This is a genomic window from Pseudomonas sp. RIT357 (genome assembly GCF_000632245.1).
Classification (GTDB): Bacteria; Pseudomonadota; Gammaproteobacteria; order Pseudomonadales; family Pseudomonadaceae; genus Aquipseudomonas; species Aquipseudomonas sivasensis.
On record NZ_JFYX01000006.1, the window covers coordinates 131,904 to 142,929 of the forward strand.

11 protein-coding genes and 1 pseudogene are annotated in these 11,026 nt (G+C 64.1%); 3 read left to right on the plus strand and 9 right to left on the minus strand.

What is annotated here, in order from left to right:
- Positions 1-437: 437 nt before the first annotated feature.
- The 8 genes and pseudogenes from gspF to gspG form a co-directional block, all read right to left on the minus strand.
- The gene (gspF, locus tag BW43_RS20545; RefSeq protein WP_032885399.1) at positions 438-1,649 is read right to left on the minus strand and encodes a type II secretion system inner membrane protein GspF; all 1,212 of its coding nucleotides are present in this window, start codon (positions 1,647-1,649) and stop codon (positions 438-440) included.
- The gene (gene gspE, locus BW43_RS20540; protein WP_032885400.1) at positions 1,649-3,067 is read right to left on the minus strand and encodes a type II secretion system ATPase GspE; all 1,419 of its coding nucleotides are present in this window, start codon (positions 3,065-3,067) and stop codon (positions 1,649-1,651) included. Before gspE ends, gspF begins: the two co-directional genes overlap by 1 nt.
- A gap of 214 nt (positions 3,068-3,281) precedes the next feature.
- A pseudogene (locus tag BW43_RS20535) lies at positions 3,282-3,437 on the minus strand (type II secretion system protein GspE); the annotation flags it as partial.
- 139 nt (positions 3,438-3,576) lie between these two features.
- Positions 3,577-5,883 carry a type II secretion system secretin GspD gene (gspD, locus tag BW43_RS20530; RefSeq protein WP_032885402.1) on the minus strand — a complete coding sequence of 769 codons (2,307 nt, stop codon included), beginning with the start codon at positions 5,881-5,883 and terminating at the stop codon, positions 3,577-3,579.
- Entirely contained in the window at positions 5,880-6,392 is a 513-nt protein-coding gene (gene gspM / locus BW43_RS20525) for a type II secretion system protein GspM (RefSeq protein ID WP_032885403.1), read from the minus strand. The genes gspD and gspM overlap by 4 nt, the downstream gene beginning before the upstream one ends.
- Complete coding sequence (gspL, locus tag BW43_RS20520; protein WP_032885404.1) at positions 6,385-7,455, minus strand: type II secretion system protein GspL; 1,071 nt, start codon at positions 7,453-7,455, stop codon at positions 6,385-6,387. Before gspL ends, gspM begins: the two co-directional genes overlap by 8 nt.
- Positions 7,452-8,330 (minus strand): type II secretion system minor pseudopilin GspK, encoded by an 879-nt coding sequence (gene gspK, locus BW43_RS20515; RefSeq protein WP_160016659.1) that lies wholly within the window; start codon positions 8,328-8,330, stop codon positions 7,452-7,454. Before gspK ends, gspL begins: the two co-directional genes overlap by 4 nt.
- 8 nt (positions 8,331-8,338) lie before the next feature.
- Positions 8,339-8,788, minus strand: coding sequence for a type II secretion system major pseudopilin GspG (gspG, locus tag BW43_RS20510; RefSeq protein WP_032885405.1), 450 nt, complete (start codon positions 8,786-8,788; stop codon positions 8,339-8,341).
- Between the two features lie 148 nt (positions 8,789-8,936).
- Here gspG and gspI point away from each other — a divergent pair, with 148 nt between their 5' ends.
- Positions 8,937-9,302: a type II secretion system minor pseudopilin GspI gene (gene gspI, locus BW43_RS20505; RefSeq protein WP_032885406.1), complete on the plus strand. Its 366-nt coding sequence runs from the start codon at positions 8,937-8,939 to the stop codon at positions 9,300-9,302.
- On the opposite strand, the gene BW43_RS20500 is transcribed toward gspI, so the two are convergent.
- Positions 9,289-9,720: a type II secretion system protein N gene (locus BW43_RS20500; RefSeq protein WP_032885407.1), complete on the minus strand. Its 432-nt coding sequence runs from the start codon at positions 9,718-9,720 to the stop codon at positions 9,289-9,291. The two genes, gspI and BW43_RS20500, sit on opposite strands and share 14 nt — an antisense overlap.
- Positions 9,721-9,813: 93 nt before the next feature.
- On the opposite strand from BW43_RS20500, the gene gspH reads away from it, so the two are divergent.
- Positions 9,814-10,266 carry a type II secretion system minor pseudopilin GspH gene (gene gspH / locus BW43_RS20495; RefSeq protein ID WP_032885408.1) on the plus strand — a complete coding sequence of 151 codons (453 nt, stop codon included), beginning with the start codon at positions 9,814-9,816 and terminating at the stop codon, positions 10,264-10,266.
- Positions 10,263-10,865 (plus strand): type II secretion system protein GspJ, encoded by a 603-nt coding sequence (locus tag BW43_RS20490; protein ID WP_032885409.1) that lies wholly within the window; start codon positions 10,263-10,265, stop codon positions 10,863-10,865. Before gspH ends, BW43_RS20490 begins: the two co-directional genes overlap by 4 nt.
- Positions 10,866-11,026 lie beyond the last annotated feature (161 nt).

An 11,026-nucleotide genomic window follows, 5' to 3' on the forward strand; every position in this document is an offset into this window, starting at 1 on the left:
GGGTGGCCGGGGGTGAAAACCATGGAAGAGAAAGTCGCAGTTTCCGATGACAGATGTAGGAAAAAACCTCGGGAGGAAACACTTGATTTTTAAAAAGATTCTCGGGTGTTTTGGTCATGATTCTGAGCGATTTCAGCCCAGATGACAGCGAGGTTTCAGAGGCCCTGCCGTGGAGGCGGCAGGAACCGTTGGCAGATGACGGAATGAGGAACCCGAGGTTGGGACCCGGACATCGGGATACCAAAAAAACAACTGAAAAACGCGTTGAGTGGTGGAGGACGCTCGCCCCCCAATAGAACTGGATTTCCACGCAATGGATCTGCCCCCCGACAAAACGCGGTGTCTCAGAGAGGGTGCCGTGTCAGGTTTTGGGGTGGCTTCACCACCCAGCGCGGGGCAAGCCCGCTCACCACAGTAAGCCCGCTCACGCCGTTTGATCAGGTAACGAGTTGGTTGATCTCGATGATCGGCAACAGCACCGCCATCACAATCACCAGCACCACCGCCCCCATCACCACGATCATCAGCGGCTCCAGCAGCGCGGTCATGCCCATGGCCCGGCGTTCGATATCCCGCGACAGCGTCTGCGCTGCACGTTCGAGCATCGGCGGCACCGAGCCGGTTTTTTCGCCGCTGGCGATCAGGTGGATCAATACCGGCGGAAAGACTTTCTCCACCGCCAGCGCCGGCGCCAGGTTGACCCCTTCGCGTACCTTGGCAGTGGCGTCGTTGACGCACTGGCTCAGGCGCTCGTTGGACAAGGTTTGGCGCGCCGCCTCCAGCGCCCGCAACAGCGGCACGCCAGCACCACCGAGGATGGCCAGGGTCGAGGCAAACCGCGCCGTGTTCAGACCCAGTACAAAGCGCCCGATCAGCGGCAGGCGCAGCACGCGACTGTGCCAATTCAAGCGCGCCACCGGGTTGCGCAGGTACAAACGCCAACTCCAGAAACCGCCGACAATCCCGGCAAAACACAGCCAGCCCCACGCGCGGATAAAGTCGCTGGCGTTGAGCATCGCCAGCGTCAGCCCCGGCAGGTCCTGACGCGCCTGGGAAAACGCACTGACCACCTGGGGCACCACGTAACTGAGCAAAAAAATCACAATGCCGATGGACACCAGCCCCACCACACCGGGGTAGATAAACGCGGTGAGAATCTTGCCGCGCAGGTTGTTGCGTTCCTCGATGTAGTCCGCCAGGCGCTCCATCACCTGGGCCAAGTCACCGGACTCCTCCCCCGCCGCAATCAACGCACGGTAGATCGACGGAAAGTCCCGTGGCCGCGCCGCCAACGCATCCGCCAGGCGCATGCCGCCGCGCACATCCCCACGCACGGCCGCCAACGTCTGGGCGATGTGCTTTTTCTCGGCCTGCTCCACCGTGGCACTCAGCGCCGCCTCCAACGGCAGGCTGGCGCCGAGCAGGCTCGCCAGTTGCCGCGTGGCCCAGGCCAAGTCGTTGTCCGAGAGCTTGGGCGTGAACAGGCTACTGCCCGCCGCCGCTGGCTGGCCGCCTTCGATCTGCACCAACAAGGCCGTCAAACCCCGCCCGCGCAAGTGGGCAAACGCTGCGCTCTGGCTGTCGGCCTCCACATGCCCGACCTCGACTTTGCCGCTGGCATCCGCGGCTTCATAGCGATAGCGATTCATCAGGCGTCCCGTGTCACGCGCAGGATTTCTTCGGGGGCCGTGGCGCCGCTGCGCACCCAGCGCTCACCGTCTTCACGCATGCTGAACATCCCGGCCCGCCGCGCGGCCAGGCGCAAATCCTGCTCGCCGGCGCCCTGATGAATCAGGCTGCGTACATCGTCGTCGACGCAGAACAATTCATGGATACCGGTACGCCCGCTGTAACCGACCTGGTTGCAGTGCGAGCACCCCACCGGACGCCAGGTGCCCGGCGCGGCAGGATCTTCCTGCTTGCAATGGGGGCACAGGCGGCGCACCAACCGCTGGGCCAACACACCCAGCAATGACGACGCCAACAGGAACGGCTCGACGCCCATGTCGATCAAGCGGTTCACCGCCGACACCGCATCGTTGGTGTGCAACGTGGCGAGTACCAAGTGACCGGTGAGCGAGGCCTGCACGGCGATCTGCGCGGTCTCCAAGTCGCGGATTTCACCGATCATGATGATGTCCGGGTCCTGACGCAGAATGGCCCGCAGCGCCAGGCCGAAGGTCATGTCGATCTTGGCGTTGACCTGGATCTGGCTGATGCCCGGCAAGTCGTATTCCACCGGGTCTTCCACGGTGAGGATATTGCTGGTGCTCGCGTCCAACCGCGCCAACGCCGCGTACAGGCTGGTGGTCTTGCCACTGCCGGTGGGCCCGGTGACCAGCACAATGCCGTGGGGCTGGCGGATCAAGGTATCGAGGCGCGCCAGCAACTGCGGCTCCATGCCCAGAGTCTCCAACTGCAAACGCCCGGCCTGCTTGTCGAGCAAACGCATCACCACCCGCTCGCCATGCCCGGTGGGCACCGTCGACACTCGAATATCAATCGGCCGCCCGGCCACACGCAATGCAATGCGCCCGTCCTGGGGCAGGCGTTTTTCGGCGATGTCGAGTTGAGCCATGATCTTGATCCGCGACACCAACGCGCCATGCAGCGCCTTGCGTGGCGACACCACATCGCGCAGCGTGCCGTCGACGCGGTAGCGCACCACGGAATGGGTTTCATAGGGCTCGATATGAATATCACTGGCCTCGTCCCGCGCTGCCTGGGTGAGCAAGGCGTTGATCATGCGGATCACCGGCGCGCCGTCCTGGGTGTCGAGCAGGTCGGTGATCTCGGGCATGTCCTGCATCAGGCGGTCGAGGTCGACCTCGTTTTCCGCCGCGCCCACCACGGCCGCGGCACTGCCGGTGTCGGCGTAGGCACTGGCCAGGAGACCGTCGAGTTCGTCATCGCGTATCTGCTCAATCCGCGACTGGCCGAACTGGCGCTGCACTTCGCTGATCGACCAGCCGGGGGTTGAGGGGCAGACGGTAAGCAACATGCCGTCCTCGCCGGGGCGTAGGAGGATGCGTTGGGATTTGGCCCAGGCGTAAGGGAGCAGGCTCACAAGGCATCTTCCTGACCGAGCACGGTCCACATGTGGGAGGGGGCTTGCCCCCGATAGCGGTGGGTCAGTGTGTACATCTGTGGCTGACACACCCTCATCGGGGGCAAGCCCCCTCCCACATTCAAATCTTCATTTGGATTCATGGCCGTGCACCTACCGGTACAGCGCGAATCACCGCCCTCGGCCCCGGCTGCTGCCCGCCCGGAATCGCCTTCTTCACCTGCTCAATCCGCGACTGGCCGAACTGGCGCTGCACTTCGCTGATCGACCAGCCGGGGGTTGAGGGGCAGACGGTCAGCAACATGCCGTCCTCGCCGGGGCGCAGGAGGATGCGTTGGGATTTGGCCCAGGCGTAAGGGAGAAGGCTCACAAGGTATCCTCCTGACCGAGCACGGTCCAAATGTGGGAGGGGGCTTGCCCCCGATAGCGGTGGGTCAGTGTGTACATCTGTGGCTGACACACCCTCATCGGGAGCAAGCCCCCTCCCACATTCAGATCTTCATTTGGATTCATGGCCGCGCACCTACCGGTACAGCCCGAATCACCGCCCTCGGCCCCGGCTGCTGCCCGCCCGGAATCGCCTTCTCCACCGAAGGCAACTGCGGCGCCTGCACATCCGGCATCGCCCAACTGTGTTCCGGCTGCAACCCACCCTGCGCCCGACGCATAAACTCATAGCGGTTCAAGGTAATACTGCGCCCCGCCCCACTGTCGCGAATGATGTAAGGCCGCAAAAACACCATCAGGTTGGTCTTGCTCACACTGCGCTTCTCATTGCGAAACAACGCCCCCAACCCTGGAATATCCGATAGCCACGGCACCGCGTCGTTGCTCTGGCTATAGCCATCCTGCAGCAACCCACCCAGCACCATGATCTGCCCGTCATCCAGCAGAATGCTGGTATCAATCGCACGTTTGTTGGTCACCGTCCCCGCTGCCACCGACGCCCGGGAATCCACACTGCTGACTTCCTGATAGATATCCAGCTTCACCGTGCCGCCCTCGGAAATCTGCGGGCGCACGTTCAGCTTGAGCCCCACTTCTTCGCGCTGCACGGTCTGGAACGGGTTATTGCTGGTGCCCCCGCCGCCGGTCACATAACTGCCGGTGACAAACGGAATCGTCTGCCCCACAAAAATGCTCGCCGCTTCGTTATCCAGGGTCAGCAGGTTGGGCGTGGACAGCACGTTGGTGCCGCCCTTGCTCTTCAAGGCGCGGGCCAGCACCTTGAGGTCGAGCACCTTGCCGATCCCTGGAATATCCACGGTGCCGTTGACCAGACCGATGTTCAGGCCCTTGGGCAACACATCAATGCTGGTGGGACTGGTGGGCGTGCCATTCACACCGCTGCCGCCGAGGTTGACACCGCCAAACCCGCCTTTGCCCGCTAGGTTGCCGGCCTGCCATTGCACGCCGAACTCCGTGGCGTCGTCCTCGCCAACTTCGACGATCAGGCTTTCGATCACCACTTGGGCGCGGCGTTGATCGAGCATGTCGATCACTTCCCGCAGGTTGCGGTACAGCGGGTCCGGCGCGGAGATCAGCAAGGTGTTGGTGGTGGCGTCGGCCTGGATGGTTACGCCGCCGGCGCTGAACGCAGTGTCCTGATCCTTGGACGGGCTGGCGGTGGAGGGTGAATCCTGGCCATAGCTCGATTGCACCCCACTGCCGGTGGGCGTACCACTGCTGTTCTGCGCACTGCTGGCTGGGGTGGTGTTCTGGCCATTGCCGCCCATGGCGCTGAGTTTGCTGCGCGCCTCGTCGCTGACCCCGGCGTCACTCTCGCCGGTCAGCAACCCGCGCAGCGACTGGGCCAGCTTGCCCGCCTGGGCGTTGCGCAGGTACACCACGTGCATGTTGCTGGGGTTGCTTTGGGCGTTGTCGAGCTTGTAGATCAAGTTGCGCGCCAGCTCCGTGCGCTCGGGGCTGCCGGAGCGAATGATGATGGAGTTGGAACGCGGATCGCCAATCACATTGATCTTCTGGGTCTGGTCGGCCCCCTGGGTTTCCAGGAGCTCGGCGACCATGGCCGCGATATCGACAGCAATGCCGTTCTGGATCTGCACCACGTCAGTGTCGATGGCGCTGGGTGTGTCGATGCCACTGATGATCTGCGCGACCCGCGCGAGGTTTTCTGCATAGTCGGTGATGACAATGCTGTTGTTGCCGGGGTAGGCGTTGATCGGGTTGTTTGGCGACACGATGGGGCGCAGCACCGGGATCAGGTTCACCGCGTTTTCGTATTGCAGGCGGAAGGTACGGGTCTGCATGCCGCTGCTGCCGGCGCTGTAGATCGGCCCGCCGAGCAACTTGGCATCGGCCTCCGGCACCACCTGGGCCACGCCGCCGACATCAACCACGCTGAACCCCTGCATGCGCAGCGCCGCCAACAGCATGTCGTAGGCCTGATGCGCGGGGACCTGGCCTTCGCTGACCAAGGTCAGGTTGCCTTTGACACGTGGGTCCACCAGGAACTGCTGACCGGTAGCACGGGACAGTGCGCGCACCACGGCCTGAATATCGGCGTCGACAAAATTGAGCTGCACCGGTTGGTCGCCCAGCGGATTACGTGCCTTGACGGTCGTCGGGGCCTGGGCTCGGGCGCTGTTGGTCACCCGGTGCTGTATGGCGGGTTTGGGGACAAGTTCGCGCTGGCGATCCAGCACGGTATCGCCGCCGCGGCGGGTCTCGGCCAACGGCTGGCCGAGTTCGCTGTCCACCAACAACGGCTGGGTGGCCTGCTGGGTGCTGCACGCACTGAGCGCCAGCAACAGCAGTGGCGCGGCCATACGAAACGGGGGGACTGACCACTTCATGAAGCTTCCTTAGCGCCAAGCGCCTGATCCATGCGAACGGTCCCGGACACAGTGCCGGCCGAGGTGTCGACGGTGTCCGGGGCACGCTGCAAACGTGCCTCGGACACTTCCAGAGAAAAGGTTCGGGGATTGCCCAACAACCAGCCCACCACAGCGTCCGCCGGGGCGTTGTCGAAGGTCAGGCGCCAACCGCCAGCATCCAGCGCCTGCAACTGGTAATGCTCGCGCAGACCGGCGCTGTCCAAGGCCTGGCGCAGCGCAGCTTCCTCGGCGGGCCGAGGTGCTGTGACGTCCTGCAACAGCACCTGCAACGCGGCAGCCTGGGCGCGCAGCTTGGGGGTTTCGGCTTGCCAATAGTCGATCTTTTTAAGCGCGGGCTGGACCAGAATCAGCCAGGTCAACAGGCTCGCCAGCACCAGACCGGCCCCCACCAGCATGCGTTTTTCACGCAGGGCCAGGCCGTTCCAGAACACATGGGTCTGGCTGCGTACGCGGTGCCATTTATTCATCGCCGGCTCCAGGTTTTTCCGCGACCTGCGCGGGCGCAATGCTCCAGCCATGGTCGTCCCGTGTGGCGGCAAAACCTGCCTGGGCCAACGCGGCTTGCCACTCGCCCTCGGCCGCCGGGCTGCGGCTGTCAGCCAGCAGTTCCAGGTGTAATCGCCCCTGCTCAAAGGTCAGGATGTCGACGCTGCCCACCATAAACGGCAGATGGCTGCCCACCAGTTGCAGCAGGCTGGGAAAGCGCTGGCCGGGGTCGGCGGCGGCGCCAGTCTGGCGTGCAGTCAGTTGCTGACGGGCCTGCTGCAACGGGTTGAGCACCACCGGCAATTCAGGAAACGCCTGGCGTACCTGCTGGCTCATCAACGCCTTGAGCCGCTGGCCTTCATCCGCCTGGCGGGCGGCGTACAGGTTGAGGCCGACCGTCCACACGACGGCAGCCAACGCGACACAGCCCAGCGCCCTGCCCCAGCCACCGCTGGACGCTTGGCTGAGACGCGCGTGCAGGCCCCAGCTCGGCACGGCACCGGCCCAACGCTGCGCCGCGTCCACCAGCGGCACATCGAGCGCCTGCAAACCCAGCGGGTGCACCGCCGCTTGTTGCAGGCTGTCGCGCGTCAACAAATAGCCTTCATCCAACGCCGCTGCCCCTACCGGCAAGGCATAGGGCGCGGAATACAGGCCGCGCAGTTTGAGTGGCGCCTGCGCCAGGACCTGGCTGAGTCGCTCCAGCCCATCCTTCGGCACCCAGCCAACCTGCACGCGGCCATCGCTTTCGCGCGGGCCGTGAGCCACTTGCATCTGTTCCACTGGGCCGAGGATCAACGCCTGGGCCGCGCAGGCCACGGCGGCATGGGTTTTGGCGGCAGGCAGTGGCGGCAATTCGAGGCTTGTCAGCAGGCTGTCGCAGGGGTGCAGAAAGCAGTCCACCGCGTGGCGGCCCTTGCCCAATTGCGCCAGGCTCTCATGACCTTCAGAGACCACCGTGCCACGCTCCCACCAGGCCCATTTCACCCGGCTATCCACACTCAATTCAGCCAGCGGCGGCAAGGCAATGCGCAAGCGTTTCATACGCCCACCCGCGACCAGATCACCTGGGGCCGGCGGTTTTCCGGACGGTGCAGCAGCGCGTCGAGGGTCACCCGACGTTGCTCCTGCCGCGCCTGGCCTTGCAGGCGAAACCACTCGCTGGTGATGCCGACCTGCACTGAGTCCACCGCCACCTGGGGCAAGTGCAGGCGATTGACGAAATCCCCCCGGTTGATAAACCAATGCCCGCCGTCACGTTCAGCCACCAGCGCCTGGGCCTGGGACAGACTCAGTTGGGGCACCACGGCGCTGAGCACTTCGGCGCGGGCGGTGTTGCCGTTGACCCAAGTCATGTCGGGCAGCACGCTGATATAGGTCTGCATGCGCTGCAACACCACGGCGTCGAGGCCTTCGACACCGCTCAAGTCGTCCAGGCTGCGCAGCATCGGGTACTTGGCGGGCGTATCGAGTTGCGCATAGGACGCGATGACCCGCTGGCTGATACGCCGGCTCACCGCCGGGTCAACGCCGATCAGGCGGCACAGGCGTTCAAAACTCTGCAGTTGCTCGGCATCCACCCGCTGGCGATTGACCAGGTTGCGCAGGTTGAACTTGCCCTGCTCGTCTTCAACCCGACCTTCGAATGTGCCGCCCTGAGCGCGGGCCCAAGGTTGGTCAAGGCGGGTCAGCACGTCTTTCTGGCGCGCCTCCCACAGCATCTGTCGGCTGCGTTCAAGCCCCCCCTGCAACAGCCACTGACCCTGCGTGCGCATCTGCTCGGCTTCCAGGCTGCGGGTAAACACGGTCTGGCGCGTGAGCATGGCGCCGGCGATCACCGCGACCACGGCGGCGATCAGCAAGGCGCTGATAATCGCCATGCCGCGCTGCTTCGCCACTGGGGGCGAATACTGTTTCATGGCGCGCCTTACAACTGCCAGGAGCCAATATCGGCATTCACGCCATCGCCATCCGGCTGGCCATCGGCGCCGAGGGAGAACACATCGACTTCACCATTGGCGCCCGGGTTGAGGTAGTGATACGGGTGGCCCCACGGGTCATTCGGCAATCGGTCAAGGTAGGCGCGCCAAGTGTTGGTCTTGGCATCCGCCGGGCGTTCCACCAGCACTTTCAGGCCCTGGGTCATGTTCGGGTAAGTGCCGTGGTCGAGGCGGTAGAGTTTCAGCGCCTGCATCAAGCCGCCGATGTCCTGCCTGGCCGCCGTGGCCCGCGCCTGGTCCGGCCGGTCGAGCACCTTGGGCACCACCATCGCCGCCAGAATCCCGAGGATGACCACCACCACCATGATCTCGATCAAGGTAAAGCCACGCTGGCCGCGAGGGCCTGGCAATGGGGACGTTAGGCGCGCGATATCCATCTCGACATTCCTTGGGTTGGGTGTATTTCGTGGCGCAGTGTTGCAAGAACATATGTCAGTCGTATTGAAAATCCTCGGGAGGTTCGGTCGCCAATCGGTCAACTCGCGGCGCTAGTCTGCGGGCCTGTTTACGGGCTTTGAGAGCGCCATGTACGGCCATCGCAACGAGCAAGGATTTACCCTGATTGAAGTGCTGGTGGCGCTGGCGATCATTGCCGTGGCCATGGCCGCCGCTGTGCGTGTGGCCGGGTTGATGACCCAGAGCAACGGGCTGCTGCGGGATAAGTCGATGGCGTTGCTGGCGGCCCAAAGTCGCCTAGCAGAGGTGCGCCTGGAGGGCGGCCTGCGCAGCGGCAAGAAGACCTTCGAGTGCGACCAGGGCCGCTTGAAGCTGCGGTGCGAGCAGACCGTCAGCGCCGATGGCCCGCTCTTTCAAATCAGCGTGTTGGTGCTCGACGCCAGCCGTGAAGCGCCGCCCCTGGCGCGGCTCGCCACCCAGGTCATGGCCGAGTGAGGCGCGGCAACGCAGGGGCATCCGGCAACTTATCGAGGTTGACGCGCAGCTTCTCGCCACCGCGCTCAATCTCCACGCCATCGCCTTCGATAGCCGTCAGCCGCACGCCAGGGCTGAGGCGTTCACCCAAAAGAAAACTGCGCGGCGGGCCGTCGTTGAGGCTGAGGATCGCCACCGCACCGCGCGCGCCAGCGAGCACGCCAGTGACCTTGACCTGCAACGCCGTCGGCGCATTGGCAAACCATTGCAGCGCCGGGTTATCGCTGCGCGCCGCCAGAGCCTGCGGGGTGGCCTGGGGCGTGTGGGATTCGGCGGACGTGAGTAGCAGCGGCGTCCACACCACCCCGCCAGCCAAAGCCGCCAGCAACGCGCCGATCTGCACGCCCTGGGCGGGTGAAAAACGCAGGGAAAAAGCCATGAGTGGGACCTCCTGTTTGTCCGTATCTCCAGCGTACAGGCCAATTCGCACGTTTTTATTTCACAACCTCGCCAGTTCAGCAGGTGCCCCACGATGAAACAGCACGGCTTCACTCTGATCGAGCTAATGGTGGTGCTGGTAATCATCGGCATCGCCAGCGCGGCCATCAGCCTGAGCATCAAGCCTGACCCGCTGCACCTGCTGCGCAAAGACGCCGAGCGTCTGAGCCAACTGCTGCAAGTGGCCCAGGCCGAAGCCCGCGCCGACGGCCGCCCGATTACCTGGCGCGCCGATGCCAAGGGGTTTCGCTTCAACCGTCGCCGTGATGACGGGATGGGCATGGAGGCGTTCCAGGGCGATGCCCAATTGCGCCCACGCTTATGGGAGAGCACGCCGATGCAAATCAACATCGAACCCCGGCAAACCCTGGTGCTCGATGCCGAGTGGATCAACCCACCCGTGCGTGTGGTGCTGTCCGACGGGCAACACAGCCTCAGCCTGCAACGCGATGCCGCCGGTTTGATGCGCGTGGTGAGCCAGCCATGAGTTCATCGCAGAAAGGCTTCACCCTGATCGAAGTGATGGTGGCGATCATGTTGATGGCGGTGGTCAGCCTGATCGCCTGGCGCGGCCTCGACAGCGTGACCCGCGCTGATCATCACCTGCAGGCGAGCACGGAACAGACTGAGGCGTTGTTGCGAGTGCTGAACCAGCTGCAGCGGGACATCAGCCTCAGGGCCAGCGTCGAACTGACCGCACCGACAGACGACGCCGATGGACTGGCTGCTGTGACGGTGCGTAGCTCTGACAGCAAGGGGTTTGAGTTGAACGTGATTCGTCGTGCACCGGTCGACGGTGATGGATTGCAACGGGTGCGCTGGTGGCTCAAGGGCGACAACCTGTATCGCGCGGCGGCGCCTGCGCGGGATCGGTTTCCGTTGCCGGCGGCCAAGGATGGCGTGGTGGTGTTGACGGGGGTGAGCGATCTGCAGGTACGGGTGTGGGAGACGGATAAGGGCTGGCGGCAGTTGAGTGGGAATCGGCGGGGGGATCCTTTGGGGTTGGAGGTTAGGTTGGTCAGGCAGACCGCTCAGGGGGTTGAGCGGTATCGGCAGGTTTTGGGGCCTTTGCGGGTGGGGGAGTGATTGGGGGCATATCCGTTATTTGGGTGATGGCCGCTTAGGGTTCCGCCCTTACGGCGGCTCACTTTGGAAAAGCCCCAAAGTAAGCAAAGGGCTCTTGCCCCAACACTCGGCACCTCGCCTAGGCTCGGTGTGCCCGCACTCCGGCTTGAATCCGTGGGCCG